At 40.7% G+C, this 24,802-nt stretch carries 20 protein-coding genes and 1 pseudogene; 14 read left to right on the forward strand and 7 right to left on the reverse strand.

Annotated elements, in window-relative coordinates; all coding sequences use genetic code 11:
- Positions 1-103 precede the first annotated feature (103 nt).
- The 11 genes from ftsA to HT701_RS08205 all read left to right on the forward strand — a co-directional run bounded on the left by ftsA (position 104) and on the right by HT701_RS08205 (position 13,328).
- On the forward strand, positions 104-1,477 hold the full coding sequence (gene ftsA, locus HT701_RS08155; protein ID WP_000090393.1) for a cell division protein FtsA: 1,374 nt from the start codon (positions 104-106) through the stop codon (positions 1,475-1,477).
- 16 nt (positions 1,478-1,493) lie between these two features.
- Positions 1,494-2,753, forward strand: a complete 1,260-nt coding sequence (gene ftsZ / locus HT701_RS08160) for a cell division protein FtsZ (protein WP_000144272.1) — start codon at positions 1,494-1,496, stop codon at positions 2,751-2,753.
- Between the two features lie 4 nt (positions 2,754-2,757).
- Positions 2,758-3,429, forward strand: a complete 672-nt coding sequence (locus HT701_RS08165) for a YggS family pyridoxal phosphate-dependent enzyme (RefSeq protein ID WP_172931412.1) — start codon at positions 2,758-2,760, stop codon at positions 3,427-3,429.
- A 9-nt stretch (positions 3,430-3,438) separates the two neighbouring features.
- Positions 3,439-3,978, forward strand: a complete 540-nt coding sequence (locus HT701_RS08170; RefSeq protein WP_172931413.1) for a cell division protein SepF — start codon at positions 3,439-3,441, stop codon at positions 3,976-3,978.
- Positions 3,978-4,241, forward strand: a complete 264-nt coding sequence (locus tag HT701_RS08175; RefSeq protein WP_172931414.1) for a YggT family protein — start codon at positions 3,978-3,980, stop codon at positions 4,239-4,241. Before HT701_RS08170 ends, HT701_RS08175 begins: the two co-directional genes overlap by 1 nt.
- Positions 4,238-5,023 (forward strand): RNA-binding protein, encoded by a 786-nt coding sequence (locus HT701_RS08180; RefSeq protein ID WP_172931415.1) that lies wholly within the window; start codon positions 4,238-4,240, stop codon positions 5,021-5,023. The genes HT701_RS08175 and HT701_RS08180 overlap by 4 nt, the downstream gene beginning before the upstream one ends.
- Before the next feature lie 8 nt (positions 5,024-5,031).
- Positions 5,032-5,913, forward strand: a complete 882-nt coding sequence (locus tag HT701_RS08185) for a DivIVA domain-containing protein (protein WP_310732916.1) — start codon at positions 5,032-5,034, stop codon at positions 5,911-5,913.
- Positions 5,914-6,165: 252 nt separating this feature from the next.
- Positions 6,166-8,958, forward strand: a complete 2,793-nt coding sequence (ileS, locus tag HT701_RS08190) for an isoleucine--tRNA ligase (protein WP_119920034.1) — start codon at positions 6,166-6,168, stop codon at positions 8,956-8,958.
- 145 nt (positions 8,959-9,103) lie between these two features.
- The gene (locus HT701_RS08195) at positions 9,104-9,796 is read left to right on the forward strand and encodes a phosphoglycerate mutase (RefSeq protein WP_172931416.1); all 693 of its coding nucleotides are present in this window, start codon (positions 9,104-9,106) and stop codon (positions 9,794-9,796) included.
- 120 nt (positions 9,797-9,916) lie between these two features.
- Positions 9,917-10,618, forward strand: a complete 702-nt coding sequence (locus HT701_RS08200; RefSeq protein ID WP_050261670.1) for an ABC transporter ATP-binding protein — start codon at positions 9,917-9,919, stop codon at positions 10,616-10,618.
- Position 10,619: 1 nt separating this feature from the next.
- A complete protein-coding gene (locus tag HT701_RS08205) occupies positions 10,620-13,328 on the forward strand; it encodes an FtsX-like permease family protein (RefSeq protein ID WP_172931417.1) in 2,709 nt (902 codons plus the stop codon).
- 210 nt (positions 13,329-13,538) lie between these two features.
- Here the strand turns inward: HT701_RS08205 and tpx are convergent, their stop codons facing one another.
- From tpx to HT701_RS08240, 7 genes and pseudogenes are all read right to left on the reverse strand, one after another.
- Positions 13,539-14,030 (reverse strand): thiol peroxidase, encoded by a 492-nt coding sequence (gene tpx, locus HT701_RS08210; protein WP_172931418.1) that lies wholly within the window; start codon positions 14,028-14,030, stop codon positions 13,539-13,541.
- Positions 14,031-14,451: 421 nt separating this feature from the next.
- On the reverse strand, positions 14,452-15,381 hold the full coding sequence (gene psaA / locus HT701_RS08215) for a metal ABC transporter substrate-binding lipoprotein/adhesin PsaA (protein WP_050253855.1): 930 nt from the start codon (positions 15,379-15,381) through the stop codon (positions 14,452-14,454).
- A 34-nt stretch (positions 15,382-15,415) separates the two neighbouring features.
- Positions 15,416-16,264 carry a metal ABC transporter permease gene (locus HT701_RS08220; RefSeq protein WP_000559786.1) on the reverse strand — a complete coding sequence of 283 codons (849 nt, stop codon included), beginning with the start codon at positions 16,262-16,264 and terminating at the stop codon, positions 15,416-15,418.
- Entirely contained in the window at positions 16,261-16,983 is a 723-nt protein-coding gene (locus tag HT701_RS08225; protein ID WP_172931419.1) for a metal ABC transporter ATP-binding protein, read from the reverse strand. Before HT701_RS08225 ends, HT701_RS08220 begins: the two co-directional genes overlap by 4 nt.
- 474 nt (positions 16,984-17,457) lie before the next feature.
- A pseudogene (locus tag HT701_RS08230) lies at positions 17,458-17,706 on the reverse strand (uridine kinase); the annotation flags it as partial.
- A 216-nt stretch (positions 17,707-17,922) separates the two neighbouring features.
- On the reverse strand, positions 17,923-18,225 hold the full coding sequence (locus tag HT701_RS08235; protein WP_119920039.1) for a bacteriocin immunity protein: 303 nt from the start codon (positions 18,223-18,225) through the stop codon (positions 17,923-17,925).
- Positions 18,222-18,443, reverse strand: coding sequence for a bacteriocin (locus tag HT701_RS08240; protein ID WP_119920040.1), 222 nt, complete (start codon positions 18,441-18,443; stop codon positions 18,222-18,224). Before HT701_RS08240 ends, HT701_RS08235 begins: the two co-directional genes overlap by 4 nt.
- Before the next feature lie 292 nt (positions 18,444-18,735).
- On the opposite strand from HT701_RS08240, the gene pepO reads away from it, so the two are divergent.
- The 3 genes from pepO to HT701_RS08255 all read left to right on the forward strand — a co-directional run bounded on the left by pepO (position 18,736) and on the right by HT701_RS08255 (position 24,606).
- Positions 18,736-20,628: an endopeptidase PepO gene (gene pepO / locus HT701_RS08245; RefSeq protein ID WP_050261692.1), complete on the forward strand. Its 1,893-nt coding sequence runs from the start codon at positions 18,736-18,738 to the stop codon at positions 20,626-20,628.
- 182 nt (positions 20,629-20,810) lie between these two features.
- Positions 20,811-21,434 (forward strand): recombinase family protein, encoded by a 624-nt coding sequence (locus HT701_RS08250; protein ID WP_000078994.1) that lies wholly within the window; start codon positions 20,811-20,813, stop codon positions 21,432-21,434.
- A 427-nt stretch (positions 21,435-21,861) separates the two neighbouring features.
- Entirely contained in the window at positions 21,862-24,606 is a 2,745-nt protein-coding gene (locus HT701_RS08255) for an LPXTG cell wall anchor domain-containing protein (protein WP_172931420.1), read from the forward strand.
- Positions 24,607-24,802: the final 196 nt, after the last annotated feature.

Here is a 24,802-nt window from a genome sequence, read left to right on the forward strand (position 1 = left end):
ATTAGATTTTTTGTGTTATAATATTCTGTGAATAGCTATGCCTATGTTTAGCTATGGAATAATACGAAGTGCGAAACTTGGAAGATAGAGAGGATGCGATGTAATGGCTAGAGAAGGCTTTTTTACAGGTCTAGATATTGGAACAAGCTCTGTCAAGGTGCTTGTAGCCGAGCAGAGAAATGGTGAATTAAATGTAATTGGCGTGAGTAATGCCAAAAGTAAAGGTGTAAAGGATGGAATTATTGTTGATATTGATGCAGCAGCAACTGCTATCAAATCAGCTATTTCCCAAGCAGAAGAAAAGGCAGGCATTTCGATTAAATCAGTGAATGTCGGCTTGCCTGGTAATCTTTTGCAGGTAGAACCAACTCAAGGGATGATTCCAGTAACATCTGATACCAAGGAAATTACGGATCAAGATGTTGAAAATGTTGTCAAATCAGCTTTGACAAAGAGTATGACACCTGACCGTGAAGTCATTACCTTTATTCCTGAAGAATTTATTGTGGATGGTTTCCAAGGGATTCGTGACCCACGTGGCATGATGGGGGTTCGCCTTGAAATGCGTGGTCTGCTTTATACAGGCCCTCGTACTATCTTGCACAATTTGCGTAAGACGGTTGAGCGTGCAGGTGTTCAGGTTGAAAATATTATCATTTCACCACTAGCAATGGTTCAATCAGTTTTGAACGAAGGTGAACGTGAATTTGGTGCTACAGTGATTGATATGGGGGCAGGTCAAACGACTGTCGCTACAATCCGTAACCAAGAACTTCAGTTCACCAATATTCTCCAAGAAGGTGGAGATTATGTAACTAAGGATATCTCTAAAGTCTTGAAAACTTCTCAGAAGTTGGCTGAAGGTTTGAAATTAAACTATGGAGAGGCTTACCCTCCTCTTGCAAGCAAAGAAACCTTCCAAGTAGAAGTTATTGGAGAAGTAGAAGCAGTCGAAGTGACGGAAGCCTACTTGTCAGAAATTATTTCTGCACGAATCAAGCACATCCTTGAACAAATTAAGCAAGAATTAGATAGAAGACGTCTATTGGAGCTCCCTGGTGGCATTGTCTTAATCGGTGGAAATGCTATTTTACCGGGTATGGTAGAATTGGCTCAAGAAGTCTTTGGCGTTCGTGTCAAACTATATGTTCCAAACCAAGTTGGTATTCGCAATCCAGCCTTTGCGCATGTGATTAGTCTATCGGAATTCGCTGGACAATTGACAGAAGTCAATCTTTTGGCTCAACGAGCAGTCAAGGGTGAAGTTGCTCTGACTCATCAACCAATTAGTTTTGGAGGAATGATTCAGAAAACAGCTCAGTTTGTACAATCAACGCCTGTTCAACCAGCTCCTGCTCCAGAAGTAGAGCCGGTGGCGCCTACAGAACCAATGGCGGATTTCCAACAAGCTTCACAAAATAAACCGAAATTAGCAGATCGTTTCCGTGGCTTGATCGGAAGCATGTTTGACGAATAAAGAGGAAAAATAAATTATGACATTTTCATTTGATACAGCTGCTGCTCAAGGTGCAGTGATTAAGGTAATTGGTGTCGGTGGAGGTGGTGGCAATGCCATCAACCGTATGGTCGACGAAGGTGTTACAGGCGTAGAATTTATCGCAGCAAACACAGATGTACAAGCATTGAGTAGTACAAAAGCTGAGACTGTTATTCAGTTGGGACCTAAATTGACTCGTGGTTTGGGTGCAGGAGGTCAACCTGAGGTTGGTCGTAAAGCTGCTGAAGAAAGCGAAGAAACACTGACGGAAGCTATCAGTGGCGCAGATATGGTCTTCATCACTGCTGGTATGGGAGGAGGCTCTGGAACTGGAGCTGCTCCTGTTATTGCTCGTATCGCCAAAGATTTAGGTGCTCTTACAGTTGGTGTTGTAACACGTCCCTTTGGTTTTGAAGGAAGCAAGCGTGGACAATTTGCTGTTGAAGGAATCAACCAACTTCGTGAGCATGTAGATACTCTATTGATTATTTCAAACAACAACTTGCTTGAAATTGTTGATAAGAAAACACCGCTCTTGGAGGCTCTTAGCGAAGCGGATAACGTACTTCGTCAAGGTGTTCAAGGGATTACTGATTTGATTACCAATCCAGGATTGATTAACCTTGACTTTGCCGATGTGAAAACAGTTATGGCAAATAAAGGGAATGCTCTTATGGGTATTGGTATCGGTAGTGGAGAAGAACGTGTTGTTGAAGCAGCACGTAAGGCAATTTACTCTCCACTTCTTGAAACAACAATTGATGGAGCAGAAGATGTGATTGTCAACGTAACTGGTGGTCTTGACTTAACCTTGATTGAAGCAGAAGAGGCTTCACAAATTGTGAACCAGGCGGCAGGTCAAGGAGTGAACATCTGGCTCGGTACTTCAATTGATGAAAGTATGCGTGATGAAATTCGTGTAACAGTTGTTGCAACGGGTGTTCGTCAAGACCGCGTAGAGAAGGTTGTTGCTCCACAAGCTAGACCTACTACTAACTACCGTGAGACAGTGAAACCAGCTCATTCACATGGCTTTGATCGTCATTTTGATATGGCAGAAACAGCTGAATTGCCAAAACAAAATCCACGTCGTTTGGAACCAACTCAAGCATCTGCTTTTGGTGATTGGGATCTTCGCCGTGAATCGATTGTTCGTACAACAGATTCAGTTGTTTCTCCAGTCGAACGCTTTGAAGCCCCAACATCACAAGATGAAGATGAATTGGATACACCTCCATTTTTCAAAAATCGTTAAGTAAATGAATGTAAAAGAAAATACAGAACTTGTTTTTCGAGAAGTTGCAGAGGCTAGTCTGAATGCTCATCGAGAGAGTGGTTCAGTCTCTGTCATTGCAGTTACCAAGTATGTAGATGTACCGACAGCGGAAGCCTTGCTTCCGCTAGGTGTTCATCATATCGGTGAAAATCGTGTAGATAAGTTTCTGGAAAAATATGAAGCTTTAAAAGATCGAGATGTGACTTGGCATTTGATTGGTACCTTGCAAAGACGTAAGGTGAAAGATGTCATACAATTTGTCGATTATTTCCATGCATTGGACTCAGTAAAGCTAGCAGAGGAAATTCAAAAAAGAAGTGACCGAGTCATCAAATGTTTCCTTCAAGTAAATATTTCTAAAGAAGAAAGCAAACACGGTTTTTCGAGAGAGGAACTGCTGGAAATCTTGCCAGAGTTAGCCAGACTAGATAAGATTGAATATGTTGGTTTAATGACGATGGCACCTTTTGAGGCTAGCAGTGAGCAGTTGAAAGAAATTTTCAAGGCGACCCAAGATTTGCAAAGAGAAATTCAAGAAAAACAAATTCCAAATATGCCTATGACCGAGTTAAGTATAGGAATGAGTCGTGATTATAAAGAAGCGATTCAATTCGGTTCCACCTTTGTTCGTATAGGTACAGCATTTTTTAAGTAGGAGAGAACCATGTCTTTAAAAGATAGATTCGATAGATTTATAGATTATTTTACGGAGGATGAGGATTCAAGTCTCCCTTATGAAAAAAGAGATGAGCCTGTGTTAACTCCAGTAAATTCTTCACAGGAACCGGCTCTCCCAATGCATCAACCTTCACAGTCTGCTGGTGCAAAAGATAGCAATATCACCAGACTTCATGCAAGACAACAGGAATTGGCAAATCAGAGTCAGCGTGCAACGGATAAGGTCATTATAGATGTTCGTTATCCTAGAAAATATGAGGATGCAACAGAAATTGTTGATTTATTGGCAGGAAACGAAAGTATCTTGATTGATTTTCAGTATATGACTGAAGTGCAGGCTCGTCGTTGTTTGGACTATTTGGATGGAGCTTGTCATGTTTTAGCTGGAAATTTGAAAAAGGTAGCATCTACTATGTATCTGTTAACACCAGTGAATGTTATTGTGAATGTAGAAGATATTCGTTTACCAGATGAAGAACAAAATGGTGAGTTTGGCTTTGATATGAAGCGAAATAGAGTACGATAATGATTTTTTTAATTCGTATGATTTATAATGCAGTGGATATTTACTCCCTGATTTTAGTAGCCTTTGCTGTCATGTCTTGGTTTCCAGGTGCCTATGAATCCAGTTTAGGTCGTTGGATTGTAGCATTGGTAAAGCCAGTGCTTTCTCCCTTGCACCGCCTGCCTTTACAGATAGCGGGTCTTGATTTATCTGTTTGGGTTGCGATTGTTTTGGTTCGATTTTTAGGAGAAAACCTAGTCCGTTTTCTGGCGATGATAGGATGAATAAAGGGATTTACCAGCATTTCTCCATAGAAGATCGTCCATTTCTTGACAAGGGAATGGAATGGATAAAGAAGGTAGAAGATAGCTATGCTCCTTTTTTAACTCCTTTTATCAATCCTCATCAGGAGAAGCTATTAAAGATTTTGGCCAAAACCTATGGTCTTGCTTGTAGCAGTAGTAGGGAATTCGTCTCGAGTGAGTATGTTCGAGTTTTATTATACCCAGATTATTTCCAGCCAGAGTTTTCAGATTTTGAAATATCTCTCCAGGAAATAGTGTATTCCAATAAATTTGAACACTTAACGCATGCTAAGATTTTAGGGACAGTCATCAATCAATTAGGGATTGAACGGAAACTTTTTGGAGATATCCTAGTAGATGAAGAACGGGCGCAGATTATGATTAATCAGCAGTTTCTTCTTCTCTTTCAAGATGGATTAAAGAAAATTGGCCGTATATCCGTTTCGCTGGAGGAACGTCCTTTCACCGAGAAAATAGATAAGCTAGAGCAGTATCGAGAACTGGATTTATCTGTGTCTAGTTTTCGATTAGATGTTCTTTTATCAAATGTTTTAAAACTATCTAGGAATCAAGCAAACCAGTTGATTGAAAAGAAACTTGTCCAAGTAAATTATCATGTGGTAGACAAATCAGATTACACTGTTCAAGTTGGAGACTTGATTAGTGTGAGAAAATTTGGTCGCTTGAGATTACTTCAAGATAAGGGACAAACGAAAAAAGAGAAGAAAAAAATAACCGTCCAGTTATTATTAAGTAAGTGAGGAATAGAATGCCAATTACATCATTAGAAATAAAGGACAAAACCTTTGGAACTCGATTCAGAGGCTTTGATCCAGAAGAAGTCGATGAATTTTTAGATATTGTGGTTCGTGATTACGAAGATCTTGTGCGTGCGAATCATGATAAAGATTTGCGTATTAAGAGTTTAGAAGAGCGTTTGTCTTACTTTGACGAAATGAAAGATTCATTGAGCCAGTCTGTATTGATTGCCCAGGATACAGCTGAGCGAGTGAAACAAGCGGCGCATGAACGTTCAAACAATATCGTTCACCAAGCAGAGCAAGATGCGCAACGCTTGTTGGAAGAAGCTAAATATAAGGCAAACGAGATTCTTCGTCAAGCAACTGATAATGCTAAGAAAGTTGCTGTTGAAACAGAAGAATTGAAGAACAAGAGCCGTGTCTTCCACCAACGTCTCAAATCTACAATTGAGAGTCAGTTGGCTATTGTTGAGTCTTCAGACTGGGAAGATATTCTTCGTCCAACAGCTACTTATCTTCAAACCAGTGATGAAGCTTTTAAAGAAGTGGTTAGTGAAGTGCTTGGAGAACCGATTCCAGCTCCAATTGAGGAAGAACCAATTGATATGACACGTCAGTTCTCTCAAGCAGAAATGGCAGAGTTACAAGCTCGTATTGAGGCAGCCAATAAAGAATTGGCTGAATTTGAAGCTCAGGCTAAACAGGAAGTGGAAGATCCAACTCCTGTAGTGAGTCCTCAAATGGAAGAAGAGCCTGCTCATCCAGTTGGTCCAATGTACGAAGAACCAGAAGTAGCTCCAGTACATCCTTCGGCTCCAACACCAGCTACAGAAACGTTTGATTCAGCACCAGGATTTGAAGCACCGCAAGAATCTGTTACAATTTTATAAGAAATATTCTGAGAACAATATCTTATCCTTATATTTCCAGCGAGCAGGAGATGGTGTGAGTCCTGCATTCCCTAACGATAAGATTATCCTCTCAAAAACTCAAGTCTGAAGTTAGTAGGATTTGACGTTCCCCACGTTACGGGATAAGAGGGAGAAAGACTAAATCTTTTTCCGAATAAAGGTGGTACCACGATTTTCGTCCTTTTTGGAAGTCGTGGTTTTTAATTTGTTATTATTTATAAAGGAGATACCATGAAACTCAAAGATACCCTTAACCTTGGGAAAACAGCTTTCCCAATGCGTGCAGGACTTCCTACCAAAGAGCCAGTTTGGCAAAAGGAATGGGAAGATGCAAAACTTTACCAACGTCGTCAAGAATTGAATCAAGGAAAACCTCATTTCACCTTGCATGATGGCCCTCCATACGCGAACGGAAATATCCACGTTGGCCATGCTATGAATAAGATTTCAAAAGATATCATTGTTCGCTCAAAATCTATGTCAGGTTTTTACGCACCATTTATCCCAGGTTGGGATACTCATGGTCTGCCAATCGAGCAAGTTTTGGCAAAACAAGGTGTTAAACGCAAAGAAATGGACTTGGTTGAGTACTTGAAACTTTGCCGCGAATACGCTCTTTCTCAAGTAGATAAACAACGTGAAGACTTTAAACGTTTGGGTGTTTCTGGTGACTGGGAAAATCCATATGTAACTTTGACTCCTGACTATGAAGCAGCCCAAATCCGTGTCTTCGGTGAGATGGCTAATAAAGGTTATATCTACCGTGGTGCCAAGCCAGTTTACTGGTCATGGTCATCTGAGTCAGCCCTTGCTGAAGCAGAGATTGAATACCATGACTTGATTTCAACTTCCCTTTACTATGCCAACAAGGTTAAGGACGGAAAAGGTATCCTAGATACAGATACTTATATCGTTGTTTGGACAACTACTCCATTTACCATCACAGCTTCTCGTGGTTTGACGGTTGGAGCGGATATTGATTACGTCTTGGTTCAACCTGCTGCTGAACCTCGTAAGTTTGTGGTTGCTGCAGAATTATTGACTAGCTTGTCTGAAAAATTTGGCTGGGTTGATGTTCAAGTCTTGGCAACTTACCGTGGTCAAGAACTCAACCACATCGTAACAGAACACCCATGGGATACAGCTGTAGATGAGCTCGTTATCCTTGGTGACCACGTTACAACTGACTCTGGTACAGGTATTGTCCATACAGCCCCTGGTTTTGGTGAGGACGACTACAATGTTGGTATTGCTAATGGTCTTGAAGTCGCAGTGACTGTTGACGAACGTGGTATCATGATGAAGAATGCTGGTCCTGAGTTTGAAGGTCAATTCTATGAAAAGGTAGTTCCAACTGTTATCGAGAAACTTGGTAACCTCCTTCTTGCCCAAGAAGAAATCTCTCACTCATACCCATTTGACTGGCGTACTAAGAAACCAATCATCTGGCGTGCAGTACCACAATGGTTTGCCTCAGTTTCTAAATTCCGCCAAGAAATCTTGGATGAAATTGAAAAAGTGAAATTCCACTCAGAATGGGGTAAAGTCCGTCTTTACAATATGATTCGTGACCGTGGTGACTGGGTCATCTCTCGTCAACGTGCTTGGGGTGTTCCACTTCCAATTTTCTACGCTGAAGATGGTACAGCGATCATGACTGCTGAAACGATTGAACATGTAGCTCAACTCTTTGAAGTACATGGTTCAAGCATTTGGTGGGAACGCGATGCCAAGGACCTCTTGCCAGAAGGATATACTCACCCAGGTTCTCCAAATGGTGAATTCAAGAAAGAAACAGATATCATGGACGTTTGGTTTGACTCAGGTTCATCATGGAATGGAGTGGTAGTAAACCGTCCTGAGTTGACTTACCCAGCAGACCTTTACCTAGAAGGTTCTGACCAATACCGTGGTTGGTTCAACTCTTCACTCATCACATCTGTTGCCAACCATGGTGTAGCACCTTACAAACAAATCTTGTCACAAGGTTTTGCCCTTGATGGTAAAGGTGAGAAGATGTCTAAATCTCTTGGAAATACCATTGCTCCAAGTGATGTTGAAAAACAATTTGGTGCAGAAATCTTGCGTCTCTGGGTAACAAGTGTTGACTCAAGCAATGACGTACGTATCTCTATGGATATCTTGAGCCAAGTCTCTGAAACTTACCGTAAGATTCGTAACACTCTTCGTTTCTTGATTGCCAATACATCTGACTTTAACCCAGCTCAAGACGCAGTAGCCTACGATGAGCTTCGTTCAGTTGATAAGTACATGACCATTCGCTTTAACCAGCTTGTCAAGACCATTCGTGATGCTTACGCAAACTTTGAATTCTTGACAATCTACAAGGCCTTGGTAAACTTTATCAACGTTGATTTGTCAGCCTTCTACCTTGATTTTGCCAAAGATGTTGTTTATATCGAAGGTGCCAAATCACTGGAACGCCGTCAAATGCAGACTGTCTTCTATGACATTCTTGTGAAAATCACCAAACTCTTGACACCAATCCTTCCTCACACTGCGGAAGAAATCTGGTCATATCTTGAGTTTGAAGCAGAAGACTTCGTTCAATTGTCAGAATTACCAGAAGCGGAAACTTTTGCTAATCAAGAAGAAATCTTGGATACATGGGCTGCCTTCATGGACTTCCGTGGACAAGCTCAAAAAGCCTTGGAAGAAGCTCGTAATGCAAAAGTAATCGGTAAATCACTTGAAGCACACTTGACAGTTTATCCAAATGAAGTTGTGAAAACTCTACTCGAAGCAGTAAACAGCAATGTAGCTCAACTTTTGATCGTGTCAGACTTGACCATCGCAGAAGAATCAGCTCCAGAAGCTGCGGTTAGCTTCGAAGATGTATCCTTCACAGTTGAACGTGCTGCAGGCCAAGTATGTGACCGTTGCCGTCGTATCGCCCCAACAACAGCAGAACGCAGCTACCAGGCAGTCATCTGTGACCACTGTGCAAGTATCGTAGAAGAAAACTTTGCGGACGCAGTCGCAGAAGGATTTGAAGAGAAATAAGGTTATTTTATAATGTGAACAAGGAAAAGGATTGCCAAACAGTCCTTTCCTTTTTGGTTTTGACTAGCTTTTTTGTGAAAAATTGTGTAAAATAGAATAGATAAACGAGGGGAAACCTCGGAAAATTTAAAGGAGAATCCATCTAATGGTAAAATTGGTTTTTGCTCGCCACGGTGAGTCTGAATGGAACAAAGCTAACCTTTTCACTGGTTGGGCTGATGTTGATTTGTCTGAAAAAGGTACACAACAAGCGATTGACGCTGGTAAATTGATCAAAGAAGCTGGTATCGAATTTGATCAAGCTTACACTTCAGTATTGAAACGTGCTATCAAAACAACAAACTTGGCTCTTGAAGCTTCTGACCAATTGTGGGTTCCAGTTGAAAAATCATGGCGCTTGAACGAACGTCACTACGGTGGTTTGACTGGTAAAAACAAAGCTGAAGCTTCTGAACAATTTGGTGATGAGCAAGTTCACATCTGGCGTCGTTCATACGATGTATTGCCTCCAAACATGGACCGTGATGATGAGCATTCAGCTCACACTGACCGTCGTTACGCTTCACTTGACGACTCAGTAATCCCAGATGCTGAAAACTTGAAAGTGACTTTGGAACGTGCCCTTCCATTCTGGGAAGATAAAATCGCTCCAGCTCTTAAAGATGGTAAAAACGTATTCGTAGGAGCTCACGGTAACTCAATCCGTGCCCTTGTAAAACACATCAAAGGTTTGTCAGATGACGAAATCATGGACGTGGAAATTCCTAACTTCCCACCATTGGTATTCGAATTCGACGAAAAATTGAACGTCGTTTCTGAATACTACCTTGGAAAATAATTTATAGACAGAAATCCTAGGAATTCCTAGGATTTTTTGTATTTGCTTCTGGTTTCCAACTAGTTGAAAAAGCGATATAATGGTAGTAGGAAGTAATTTGTTTGAGAGAGGGTGGGTCTGATGGCTTATATTGAGATGAAACACTGTTATAAGCGTTATCAGGTTGGGGACACGGAGATTGTGGCCAATCGTGATGTGAATTTTGAGATTGAAAAGGGTGAATTGGTTATTATTCTAGGTGCATCTGGTGCAGGCAAGTCAACGGTTCTTAACCTTCTTGGGGGAATGGATACCAATGATGAGGGGGAAATCTGGATTGATGGGGTCAATATTGCAGACTATAGTTCTCATCAGAGAACCAATTACCGCCGCAATGATGTAGGCTTTGTTTTTCAGTTTTATAATCTAGTTTCCAATTTGACTGCTAAGGAAAATGTGGAGTTGGCTTCAGAAATCGTTACAGATGCCTTGAATCCTGAACAGATCTTGACAGATGTAGGTCTGGCTCATCGTCTCAATAATTTCCCAGCTCAGCTTTCTGGAGGGGAGCAACAGCGAGTCTCCATTGCACGCGCGGTAGCCAAAAATCCTAAAATTCTCCTTTGTGACGAACCGACAGGTGCCTTGGATTATCAGACGGGCAAGCAAGTCTTGAAGATTCTCCAAGACATGTCTCGTCAAAAGGGGGCGACGGTGATTATCGTGACTCACAATGGAGCTTTGGCGCCCATTGCTGATCGCGTGATTCATATGCACGATGCCAGTGTCAAGGATGTGGTGCTCAACCAGCATCCTCAGGATATCGATAGTTTGGAGTACTAGCATGATCAAGCGAAAAACCTATTGGAAGGACTTAATTCAGTCCTTCACAGGCTCCAAGGGGCGTTTTTTATCCATCTTAACCTTGATGATGTTGGGTTCTTTAGCCCTAGTAGGCCTCAAAGTGACTAGCCCCAACATGGAGGCGACAGCTAATGCTTATTTAAGAGCTGCTCAAACCTTGGATTTGGCAGTCATGTCTAATTATGGTTTGGATCAAACAGATCAAGAAGAACTAAAACAGACGGAGGGCGCAGAGGTTGAGTTTGGCTATTTGACAGATGTGACTATGGAAAATGGGCAGGATGCCATTCGGCTGTACTCCAAACCAGAGCGAATTTCAACCTTTCAGCTAAGAGAGGGACGACTTCCTCAGTCAGACAAGGAAATCGCTTTGGCCAGTCATCTGCAGAGTCAATATAGCGTGGGACAGGAGATTAGCTTTAAAGAAAAAGAAGGCGGTCATTCCCCTTTAAAAGACCATACTTATACCATTACTGGTTTTGTGGATTCGGCTGAAATCCTCTCCCAGCGAGATATGGGCTACGCAGGAAGTGGAAGTGGGACTCTGACAGCTTATGGGGTGATTTTACCTAGTCAGTTTGATCAGAAAGTCTACAATATAGCTCGTTTGAAATATCAAGATTTAGCAGGCTTAAATGCTTTTTCATCAGCTTATGAAGAAAAATCCAAGCAACATCAGGAAAATCTAGAACAAGCTTTGACAGATAATGGCGAGGCACGTCTGCAACTCTTGAAAAAAGAAGGACAAGAGTCTTTAGACAAGGGCCAAGAGGCCCTTGACAAGGCTGAGACTAATTTGCAGGAAGGCAAGCGTCGTTTAGCAGCTGCTCAAGCTCGTATACTGGCTCAAGAAAGTCAACTAGCCTTGCTTCCTCAAGCCCAGAGAGAGCAGGCTAGTGCCCAACTTACTCAAGCCAAGCAGGAATTGAGCAAGGAAGAAGACAAACTAAAGCAGGCTGAACAAAATTTAGCCCAAGAAAAGGAAAAATTAGAAAAACATCAGCAAGTCTTGGATGATTTGGCGGAGCCCAAGTATCAAGTCTATAATCGTCAGACCATGCCTGGCGGTCAAGGCTACCTCATGTATAGTAATGCTTCATCCAGTATTCGGGCAGTGGGCAATATCTTTCCTGTGGTGCTTTATGCTGTTGCAGCTATGGTGACCTTTACAACTATGACTCGTTTTGTGGATGAAGAGCGAACACATGCAGGGATTTTTAAGGCCTTGGGTTATCGTAGCAAGGATATTATTGTCAAGTTTCTCCTTTATGGTCTAGTAGCTGGGACTGTAGGAACAGCTCTAGGTAGTATACTTGGACATTATTTACTAGCCGGTGTGATTTCAAGTGTCATTACAAAAGGCATGGTGGTGGGAGAAACCCAGATTCAGTTCTATTGGACCTATAGCTTACTGGCTCTTGTCTTGAGTTGGTTGGCGAGTGTGTTACCAGCCTACTTGGTAGCTCGTAGGGAACTTCATGATGAAGCAGCCCAGCTTTTACTGCCTAAACCTCCTGTTAAAGGAGCTAAAATCATACTGGAGCGTATCGGTTTTATCTGGCGCCGTCTCAGTTTTACTCATAAGGTAACAGCTCGCAATATCTTCCGTTATAAGCAGCGGATGTTGATGACGATCTTTGGTGTGGCAGGTTCTGTGGCCCTGCTCTTTGCAGGTTTGGGAATCCAATCCTCTGTAGCAGGAGTTCCGTCTAGACAGTTTCAACAAATCCAACAGTATCAAATGATTGTCTCTGAAAATCCTAGTGCGACCAATCAGGACAAGGCAGAGCTAGAAGAATTATTGAAAGGGCAAGATATCCAAGCCTATCAGAAAATCTATTCTAAAACGCTAGACAAGGATTTCAAAGGCAAGGCTGGTCTTCAAACCATTACCCTTATGATGACAGAGAAGGAGGATTTGACGCCCTTTATCCATCTGCAACATCATCAGCAAGAGCTGACATTAAAAGATGGCGTTGTCATCACAGCTAAACTCGCCCAGTTGGCAGGTGTCAAGCTTGGACAAACTTTAGAAATTGAAGGTAAGGAGCTAAAGGTTGCTGCTATTACTGAGAACTACGTTGGTCACTTTATTTATATGAGTCAGGCTAGCTATGAGCAACTTTACGGACAGCTACCCCAAGCCAACACTTATCTGGTCTCGCTAAAGGATTCTAGTGCGCCTAGTATCGAAAGGCAGGCAGGCTTGCTTATGAATCAATCTGCGGTGTCCAGCGTTGTCCAGAATGCTTCAGCCATTCGACTCTTTGACTCCGTCGCTAGTTCACTCAATCAGACCATGACCATATTGGTCATCGTATCGGTTCTGTTGGCTATTGTTATCCTCTACAATTTGACCAATATCAATGTGGCTGAGAGAATCCGTGAACTCTCCACTATCAAGGTTCTCGGCTTTCATAATAATGAAGTCACCCTCTACATTTATCGTGAGACGATTGTGCTGTCCCTTGTGGGAATCGTACTTGGTCTGCTCTCAGGTTTCTATTTACACCAATTTTTGATTCAAATGATTTCGCCTGCGACTATTCTCTTTTATCCGCAGGTAGGTTGGGAGGTCTATGTAATCCCAGTGGCAGCAGTAAGCATCATTTTGACCTTGCTTGGTTTCTTCGTCAATCATCATCTGAGAAAGGTTGATATGCTTGAAGCCTTGAAATCTGTAGAGTAATACTCTTCGAAAATCTCTTCAAACCAGGTCAGCTTCCATTTGAAAACCCAAAACAGTGTTTTGAGTAGCCTGTGGCTAGAATCTTAGTTTACTCTTTGATATTCATTGAGCATAAGGTAGTTATTTTTAGCTGATTGAACTTGTATTTACTCGTAAACAAAAATCCTCCGTTTCAAAGAGCAGGAAACTCTTTGTGACAGAGGATTTTTTCTATAGGGCTTTAGCAGCTGTAATTGCGGCTTCGAAGTTTGGTTCAGAGTTGATATTATCCACGTATTCAACGTAGCGAATCGTATTGTCAGTATCGAGGACAAAGACTGCGCGTGCTAATAGGTGCCACTCATTGATTAAGAGGGCATAATCACGTCCAAAAGAATGGTCAAAGTAGTCTGAGAGCATGATGGCATTTTCAATACCTTCAGCACCGCACCAACGTTTCTGAGCAAAAGGCAGGTCCATGGAAACAGTCAAGACAACCGTATTGTCCAGTCCAGCCAGTTCTTGGTTAAAACGACGCGTTTGAGTTGAGCAGATGCCTGTATCGATAGAAGGTACGACACTCAAGACTTTTTTCTTGCCATCAAAATCAGCCAGAGATTTTTTAGAAAGGTCTGTTGTAGTGAGAGAAAAATCAAGCGCCTTGTCGCCGACTTGTAGTTGTTTACCTGTAAAGCTCACAGGATTTCCGAGAAAAGTTACCATAAGATACTCCAATCTTTTTTCTTCCATTTTAGCTGAAACAGTCGGAATTTTCCAATGATTTGACCGGAAATGTGGGCATAGAAAAAACGCCAGCTCATGTGAGAATGACGTTTTTCAGATTTTTTATCTATTTGATATTTCTCGAAGGTAGTGCGGACGGGAGCAACTTCCTTCGGAACTTCATCCCTAATTTTTGAGCCCTAGGGCTCAAAAATTCCGTCCTAGATAAGATCAAAGTTCTTATCTAGGATACCACTACAGTGAGAAATATCTGGTAAAAACTCACTTCGTTCGTACTGATTTAAGAAATCTTTATTCTTATAAACGCTGTTTTGTAGCTAGAGATAGAACTAACAAAGCTAATATTAGAAGTAATGTAAAGAGAGACAAGAACCTAGTAATAGATAAACTAATATCTAGATTATTTTGCCAATCCTTCAGCAATCTTATCAAGGTTGTATTTCATCATGCTGTAGTAGCTGTCGCCTTCTTTACCTTGTTCTGCGATAGAGTCAGTAAAGATTTGTGCGTAGATTGGGATGTTTGTGTCTTGTGAAACAGTCTTCATTGGACGGTCATCCACACTAGATTCTACAAAGAGTGAAGGAACTTTTGTTTGGCGAAGTTTTTCAACCAAGGTCTTGATTTGTTCAGGTGTTCCTTCTTCTTCAGTATTGATTTCCCAGATGTAAGCACTTGGGACACCATAGGCTTTAGAGAAGTATTTGAATGCTCCTTCGCTAGTTACAATGAGTTTCTTTTCAGCAGGGATGTTATTAAATTTATCCTTACTTTCTTTATCAAGTTTGTCTAACTTATCAGTATATTCTTTGAGATTTTTTTCATAGAATTCTTTGTTGTTAGGGTCTTTGGCGCTCAATTGTTTGGCGATATTTTTAGCAAAGATAATCCCATTTTCAAGGTTGAGCCAAGCGTGTGGGTCTTCTTTACCTTTTTCATTTTTTCCTTCAAGGTAGATAACATCAACACCTTCACTGACTGCAAAGTAGTCTTTGTTTTCAGTTTTCTTAGCGTTTTCTACCAATTTGGTAAACCAAGCATTGCCACCTGTTTCAAGGTTGATACCGTTATAGAAAATGAGGTCTGCCTCAGAAGTTTTCTTAACATCTTCAGGAAGTGGTTCGTATTCGTGTGGGTCTTGCCCAATCGGAACGATACTATGAAGATCAATTTTGTCACCAGCAATATTTTTAGTAATATCAGCGATGATTGAGTTTGTAGCAACAACTTTTAGTTTTTGACCAGAAGCTGCATCTTTTTTTCCACTAGCACATGCTACAAGAGCAATGACGGAAAGAAAGAGAACGAGTAATGTACCTAATTTTTTCATTAGATCCTCCAATTTATTATTGGGGCTTTGCCCCTTATTTTAACAAATGTTTATTTTTTAGTTTCAAATATCGTTGTTTTGGAGCGATAAAGAAGCTAATGAGAAAGAAACTAGCAGCTGTGAGCACGATACTAGAACCTGCCGCAACGTTAAAGCTATAACCGATAAAGAGTCCCAAAACTGAAGCAGTAGCTCCAAAGGTTGAGGAAAGGAAAATCATACTTTTCAGGCTATTAGCATACAGATAAGCAGTTGCAGCTGGGGTAATCAGCATGGCTACAATCAGGATAGTTCCGACACTTTGCATGGCTGTCACAGACACGAGAGTCAGGAGTACCATGAGAAGGTAGTGATAGAAATTGACAGGCATTCCCATGGCTTTAGCCAAGAGTTCATCAAAGGAAGTTATCAAGAGTTGCTTGAAGAAAATCCAGATCAACAAGAGAATGGCTGCCCCTACCCCCATGGTAATAAACATATCCGTATCTTGGACGGCTAGGATATTACCAAAAAGGATATGGAAAAGGTCAGTTGAACTTTTAGCGACACTAATCAAGATGATACCGAGGGCTAAGAAAGAAGAAAAGGTAATGCCGATGGCGGTATCGCTTTTGATAATCGAGTTTCCCTTGATGTAGGTAATGATGATGGCAGCTAGCAGTCCAAAGACAATGGCTCCGATAAAGAAGTCAAGGCCCAAGATGAAGGAGAGGGCTACACCTGGTAAGACAGCATGTGAAATGGCATCTCCCATGAGTGACATCCCGCGTAGAATGATGAAACATCCTACAGCTCCAGCTACGACCCCGACGACAATAGCTGTTATCAAGGCATTTTGTAGGAAATGGAATTTTTGCAATCCATCGATAAATTCTGCAATCATAGGTCACCTCCATTGAAAAAGAGTCGATTACCGTAAGCTTCTTTGAGATTGGCTTCGGTAAAGGTTTCTTTGATTGGACCAAAGGCAATCACTTCTCGATTGACAAGCAAGACTTGATCGAAGTAGTGGGGAACCTTGCTGAGGTCGTGGTGGACGATGAGAACCGTCTTCCCAGCTTTTTTCAGATCTCTCAGCGTATTCATGATGATTTCCTCACTGACAGAGTCAATCCCAACAAAGGGTTCATCCAAGAGGATATAGTCGGCTTCCTGTACCAAACATCTGGCAATCAAGACCCGCTGGAATTGACCTCCAGACAGTTGACTGATTTGCCGTTCAGCGTAGTCAGCTAGACCGACGATTTCAAGGGCTTCTTTCACTTTCTTCCAATGTTTAGCCTTTAAACTTCGAAAGAGAGGGATAGAGGGAAAGAGTCCTAAAGAGACACATTCCTTGACCTTGATGGGAAAGTTGTAGTCGATATTGATTTTTTGTTCGACATAGGCAATTCGATGTAAGGATTTTTTAACTTCCTTGTCATCGAGAAATGCCTGACCTTGATGTGGGATAATTCCCAGCATACCTTTTAATAATGTTGATTTCCCAGCGCCGTTTGGACCAATAATACCGATAATTGTTGGTCCTTGGAGCACTAGTGAAATATCCTTAAGTGCCAACGTTTCTTTGTAGGAGACACTGAGGTTTTCGATACGTATCATAAACTTGTATTCCTCCTGTCTCTTAATATACCTTAAAAAAAAAATTAAGTCAAGTTAATTTTTGAAAAAATTAAAATAAGGCATTAAAAAATCTTTACACATCACACAAGGGAATCAATATATCAAACAGGTTGTGACTATGTCGGGATTAATCGCAGCACATTCTACGGATCCAGTTTTTTCTTCTTTTTACAATTGAATTTCTCAAAGATGAAGCAAGATGAAGCCTATTATTGCTTGGGCTCATAAGATTCTCAGAATCATTTATAAACTATAGTGGATTGAAGTTAGAATAGTATAATATGACTTCTAATTCATTTTTAGAAATTCATTGAAAGCAGCCAATCGATTTGTTCACATTTTATTTCAATCCACTATAGTCTCTATTAAGCAGACTTATCAAAAAGAAAAGGCGCTAGAACTGAGGAAACAGTTCTAACGCCTAAACTAAAAAATTCAATTACAGTATAGTATTGGAATGCCCACCGAACGCCCTGCCAACAATCCCTTAATTTGTTCAATTATCAAGTCTGTATCAAAGGATGGTCATAGTTGGTTTTGACACGATCTTCAAATGTCAAGTGAAACTGATTCTTGTAGCATGAATCATGCTCAATCATAGAAATCTTTTCCAGCAGGGAAATAGGATAAAATAAATCTTGAAACACTGATTTTATCACTAGAAGCACTTGTAACTCCGATAATGATTTGTTTATTTTGTATGCTATCTTCCCTTCAATTTTTTATCTGCCACCTATTCTATAGTAAGTTGAAACTAGAATAGTACGCCGGGGATGCTAAAACATTTCTAGAAATTAATTTGATTTCCCTAATCAAGTTGTCCATAGCTTATTTCAATCTACTGTATCATATTTTTAGGAAAATTTATAGTCTTATCAGCAAAAAACACCAGAGTATCCCCTCTGATGTTCGATAGTTTTAACGAAAGCCTTGTAGGGTTTGAGCAAGCATCTGCAAGAAAGCCAGCTTCCCTCTCTCCTTGCTAGGTGCTTTGGCAATCTGTAAACCAAAATCAATCACGGACTTAGGGGCTTGATAATGATGTGTCATGAGGTAAAAGGACAACCCTTGACTCAATTTGGCCATGACTGATTGATATTTTTCATTCTTGTTTAAATCTTGTAGAGAAAGACGAAATAGGTCACTCAACTCACTATTTTCATTTATTTCTTTTTGATGAAGAAGATGCTCTACCCTTTCCCGAAATTCAATTTGCATCATGGAATTATTACACCAAATCCTGGTCTAGGTGCCCATGGACCATAATTAATCCATCCATTGACTATTACACTTCCTGTGTACCCCCAAAATTCTCCAGGATTGATACTACATTTTGCTCTACCGTTAACGTCTACACAATACACTCCTGGGGCTAAATCTCCACCAGAACCTGTAATGGACTCTAAATATTTATCTGAAAGAATTTCAAATTGCTTCATTATAATAATACCTCTAAATTTCTATATAGATTATTCGAGTATCGACAACTCGTAACAGTTGGAATCGATCTCTTAGAATTATTTTACTATCAATCCTTGGTTTTGTCAAGAAATTAATGCATATCATCCTGATTTTTTGATTTGAATGCGGACAAACCCTCTAAAATCTGAACATAGATTTTCAAAAAATTAAATAACTGAAAAACAATAGGAAACATCCGTTCATTTTTAATTGCATTCCCTAGTGATTTTTGTTAAGATAAAGACAAATACAAATGAAAGCGAGAACAAGATGACACGTTATCAAGATGATTTTTATGATGCTATCAATGGAGAATGGCAACAGACAGCTGAAATTCCAGCAGATAAGTCTCAAACGGGAGGTTTTGTTGATTTAGATCAGGAAATTGAAGACTTGATGCTGGCGACAACAGACAAGTGGTTAGCAGGTGAAGAGGTGCCTGAGGATGCTATCTTGGCAAACTTTGTCAAATACCACCGCCTAGTTCGTGATTTTGACAAGAGAGAAGCTGACGGTATCACACCTGTCTTACCACTCCTTAAAGAATTCCAAGAATTGGAGACTTTTGCGGATTTTACAGCTAAACTAGCAGAGTTTGAGCTTGCAGGAAAACCAAACTTCCTTCCTTTTGGTGTATCGCCAGACTTTATGGATGCTAGAATCAATGTTCTATGGGCTAGCGCTCCAAGCACAATCTTGCCAGATACGACCTACTATGCAGAAGAGCATCCTCAGCGCGAAGAGCTCTTGACTCTTTGGAAAGAAAGCAGCGCAAATCTCCTCAAGGCTTATGATTTCTCTGATGAAGAAATTGAAGACTTGCTAGAAAAAAGACTTGAATTGGACCGCCGAGTTGCGGCAGTGGTGCTCTCTAATGAAGAAGGTTCAGAATATGCCAAGCTTTACCATCCATATTCTTACGAAGATTTCAAGAAATTCGCGCCTGCTCTACCTTTGAATGACTTCTTCCAAGCTGTTCTTGGACAAGTACCAGACAAGGTTATTGTAGACGAGGAACGTTTCTGGCAAGCAGCAGATCAATTCTATAGTGAAGAGGCTTGGCCTCTTCTCAAAGCAAACTTAATTTTAAGTGTAGTCAATCTTTCAACCAGCTATTTAACAGAGGATATCCGTGTTTTGTCTGGTGCCTACAGCCGTGCCCTTTCTGGAGTTCCAGAGGCAAAAGATAAGGTCAAAGCAGCTTATCATCTAGCACAGGAACCTTTCAAGCAAGCCCTGGGTCTTTGGTACGCCCGTGAGAAGTTCTCTCCAGAAGCCAAGGCGGATGTGGAGAAAAAAGTGGCAACCATGATTGATGTCTATAAGGAGCGTCTGCTTAAGAATGACTGGCTCACTCCAGAAACCTGTAAACAGGCTATCGTGAAGCTCAATGTGATCAAACCTTATATTGGCTATCCAGAAGAATTGCCTGCACGTTACAAGGATAAGGTGGTGAATGAAACTGCCAGTCTTTTTGAGAATGCTCTAGCCTTTGCGCGTGTGGAAATCAAGCACAGTTGGAGCAAGTGGAACCAACCTGTAGACTACAAAGAATGGGGCATGCCTGCTCATATGGTCAATGCCTACTACAATCCACAGAAGAACCTGATTGTCTTTCCTGCGGCTATTTTACAGGCGCCTTTCTATGACTTGCATCAGTCATCTTCTGCTAACTACGGTGGTATTGGGGCAGTGATTGCCCATGAAATTTCCCACGCCTTTGATACCAACGGAGCTTCCTTTGACGAAAATGGTAGCCTCAAGGATTGGTGGACAGAGAGCGACTATGCTGCCTTCAAGGAGAAAACACAAAAAGTCATTGACCAATTTGATGGACAGGATTCTTATGGAGCAACCATTAACGGTAAATTGACTGTATCAGAAAACGTGGCTGACTTGGGAGGAATCGCAGCAGCGCTTGAAGCAGCTAAGAGAGAAGCAGACTTCTCAGCAGAAGAGTTCTTCTACAACTTCGGTCGCATCTGGCGCATGAAAGGTCGTCCAGAATTTATGAAACTTTTGGCTAGTGTCGATGTGCACGCGCCAGCCAAACTTCGTGTCAATGTACAAGTGCCAAACTTCGATGATTTCTTTACAACCTATGATGTCAAAGAAGGTGACGGAATGTGGCGTTCACCAGAAGAGCGCGTGATTATTTGGTAATACAAAGAGACAAGTAAAACTCCTATAATTACACCTTCCCTATCTATGTACACCCTAAAAAGTTAGATAGAATAATCTAGCTTTTGGGGTGTAGTTCATAGGGATTATGAAATTGAAGTCTTTTCTTATTTTAAAATTCATAGTAAAATATCCCTCTGTATCAAGATAACAGGAGGATTTTTATGTCTCAAAAGACTATCAACATAGGCTACGCCCGTGTATCTACTCATAAGCAAGACCTAGGATTGAAAGTGCAAATCGAAGCTCTCAAACATTGCGATAAACTTTTTATAGAAAAGGAATCTGGTGCAAATAACACTCGTCCTGAACTTACAAAAGCCTTAAAACTGGCCTCTGACTTTTCGAAAGATGGCAAGCAGGTTACTTTCACTATCTATAAGTTAGATAGACTGACTCGATCTATGTTTAAGCTACTAGAACTTATTGAACAATTTAATGAATATCATATTCAGCTAGTCAGTTTGCATGAAAAACTAGAAACAGACTCTCTTATTGGCAGGTTACTTTGCGTCATTTTAGGCTTTGTGGCAGAAAATGAGCTGGAAAATCTGAGGTTTCGCACAAAAGAAGGACTTCGAAAAGCTAAGGAAAATGGTGTTAGATTAGGAGCAAAACGGATTTCAAAAGAAAAGGAGGAGCGGATACTTAACAAATATCTACATTCAAATATAAGCATACGTAATATTGCAAAAGCTGAACAAATTTCTACATCAACCCTATATAAAGTGTTAGAACGCAATAAAGTGGCGAACAATCGTCAAAAAAAAACGGAAAATCATTGCTAAAAATAGGGAAAAATGGTAGAATGAAGCTGTAAATTTGTTTCGATTAACGACCGTTTGATGAAACAGTCAAAACAACAATATGAATATTTAAAAAATACGAGTTTAACAGTGTTTTTAACCTGTATTAGACTGGTATTTTTTGTGTATCGTTTAACGGTCGTTACGCGATACACTTAGTTCCCTATCTCTAAAGTAGTTAGCGAGCTTATGGTAACAAAAAATTTAAAAATTATTAAGATATGTAATAGTGTAATAGCTGTATTGTTCAGTTAATGGATAAAGGTTCATTTAAGGCTTCTATCAAGAACATTAAATGTTTAGAGAATGAGTTGGCTCAAAATTTTGCTTTTGTGGTCTTGAAAGGAAGTTGATTTTGTTATTTTATAAGCCTAAAAAGGCAATTATATATTCCCAAGGAGGAAAAATTATGAATAAACTAACTAAACTAGGTATTGTCACTTTCTCTGCTGTAACTCTTAGTGCTGCCGTGCCAACTTTGGTGCGTGCCGAGGAAAACGTTGCGCCGCAGCCAAATGTTGCTGCTAAACCTAATGTTGCTCAACCAACACCTGCACCAAAACCTAATGGTAGCTGGGTTGATTTCAGTATGCTCGACCCAATCGCTAAACCAAAACCAAAGCTAGACAAAGAAGTTTCAAAACCTGCTGAAAAGCCAGTAGAAGAGCCCGCTCCTGTCGAAAAACCTTCGACCGAGGGCAACATTCTTGCAAACGGAACAGATGAGGCTATCGCAGAGGACAAGAAAAATGCTGAGATCGAGAAAAAATACAACGTCGATCCAACCAATCAGCTACCTGAGCCAGGCCTGCCAATCATAACGCCTGAACCAGAACAACCTATAACAGATTCTGAAGAGATGAAGAAGATGGTGGCGGAAGATTTGGCATACAAGAAGGGAGCAGCTAAGACTCAAGAAGAGTACAATGAACTGATAGCTGAGGCTAACAAGGAGCTTTGGGCTGCTAAAGGAATTGACATAGATGAACTAATCCATAGACCAATCCCAGGAGCACCTCCTGGAGCAGTGCGAGCATTATCAGATATAAGCGATCGAACATATGAAATCCAAGCATATTTCTTAGATGCTGATCGTGTCAAGGAGCATGGATACACTACCGAATCAAGTATTGATAGCCCAAAACAAGCAAAAGTCTGGTCTACATGGGATATACATGACAAAGATAGTGCAGATGGAATACTAACAGCAGAAAAAATTCCTGGCTACACTTTTAGCCACGTCGTAAAATCAGCTGCAGATCATCCAGATATCGATCCAGATCCAAAGGTTGTCAGAGTTAGCTATGATGCAGCCTATGCTTTGCGTGGTTCTGGTTACAAAAATGGTAAAGGAGATAATCTTTTCCGCTACTATTTTATTTACACTAAAAATAAACCAGTAGAAGAAAAACCGAAAGATCCGCAACCAGCGGAAACGGAAAAACCTGCTGAAATTTCGAAACCAGTGGAGACAGTTGAACCAACTGTGCAGCCGAAACCAGCTGAGAACAAGCCGGTTGAAAATAAACCAGCTGAAACACCCGTTCCATCTCCAAAACCAGCAGAAAACCCTCAACCAGAGGTTAAACCAGTGGAGCAACCACAACCTGCTAAACCAGTGGAACCAGCTAAAAATGCTGGATTACCAAAGATTCCTTATAGAACCAACCAGCCAAAACGTTGGTTTAACGGAGCAGGTCGCCCTACTCTAACAACAAACGACCTTGCTGCTCCACTTCCTGTTGAAAATGTAGAAAAAACATCTTACGGTTGGTGGACAGCTGAACCAGACTTGCTTCATGCAGGCTCTCACATAAAAGTAAATACTTTTAATTCGAATTTCAATAATCCGATGTTCGAAAACGGTAAAGAGATAAAATTTAAAGGTAGCGGATTTGGAGATATGGACAGTAGGTTTAAACCTGCTCTTGTTCGAGTAAAAGTTCCAGAGTTAGAAGGAATGAACTACGAAGCTTATACAATCTTCTATGAAGTTCCTAATAAAAATGGAAATCCAACTTACGGAACAAATCGAACTCTCCAAGGTGGTGGCATCTCTTTAACTATCAAATCAAAAGAGAAGAAAGAAGATATTCAGGTTTATACATTAACTAAGGATAGAAAACTGGAAGAACTCTATTATCCAGGATTCCCAAGTGAAGAAACAAATCGCTATGATGAGAAAACTAAAACTCATTCATACAATCTATTTGGTGAAACCTACGATACTTACGTTTTCTTGTTTAAGAACCCTGCTGAAAAACCAGCTGAGCAAGTAAAACCTGAAGTTAAGCCAAGTGAACAACCTAAGCCAGACAAGCAACCAAGTGTTCCTACTGTTCCAGTTGATCAACCACAACCTGCTAAGCCAGTGAAACCAACTGAGAAGCCAAGTGAGAAACCTGTAGTTCCTGACACACCAAAACCAGTTGCACCAGCTGTTCCAGATCAACCACAACCTGCTAAGCCAGAGAAACCAACTGAACAACCTGTGAATCCAGTTGCTCCAATAACACCGACAACTCCCGTAACGCCTACGCTTAATCCAGCCATCCCAAACAATACTCGTGTTCTTTCGAACAAAGCTGGAAGCGTTCAAGTGCATGGTTCAGAAGCAACACTCAAAAATGTCAGCTATATCAAGGTAGAAGAAACCAAGCCGACTTCACTTGAATCAAAAGACTACAAGGCCTTTGACATTCATCTGTATGACGCGAATGGTAAAGCTATCCAGCCAAATGGCATGGTTCTAGTAAGTCTTTCTGCCGATAAGCCAGTTGAAAATGTTTACTATGTTGCTCCAGATGGTACTTTACAGGCATTGAAGTTCAAACAAGATACAGATAAGGTTACTTTTGAAACCAATCACTTTAGTATCTATGCTATGACTTTCAAAGTTGCCGCAAGCCGTGATAACGGAGGTAGTACAACTCCTGTTCCAGTTGTAAATAGTAGTAATACTGAACAAAAAGGAAATGACGCAAGTAGTACAAAAACTCAAGCTGAGTCGTTAGCAACTAAGACTGAAACTATTTCGAAACAAGTAGCTAAGACTTTGCCAAATACTGGAGAAAATCACTCAATTCTCGCTACCCTATTTGGAATGTTAACTCTAACTGCTGGATTATTTAGCTTTCGTAAGGAGTCAGAATAACTCCAATTCATAGTTTATCTATCAATTATTTTAGACTGTGAAAAAATCAATTTGAGGAGATGATTTAGAAAATCTTTTCATGATAAAACGCATAATATCAAATTTTCTACATCTGATATTATGCGTTTTTTATAATTCTAATACTCTTCGAAAATCTCTTCAAACCACGTCAGCTTCGCCTTGCCGTATGTATATG

It is taken from the genome of Streptococcus sp. 10824 (assembly GCF_013276595.1).
Lineage (GTDB): Bacteria > Bacillota > Bacilli > Lactobacillales > Streptococcaceae > Streptococcus > Streptococcus pseudopneumoniae.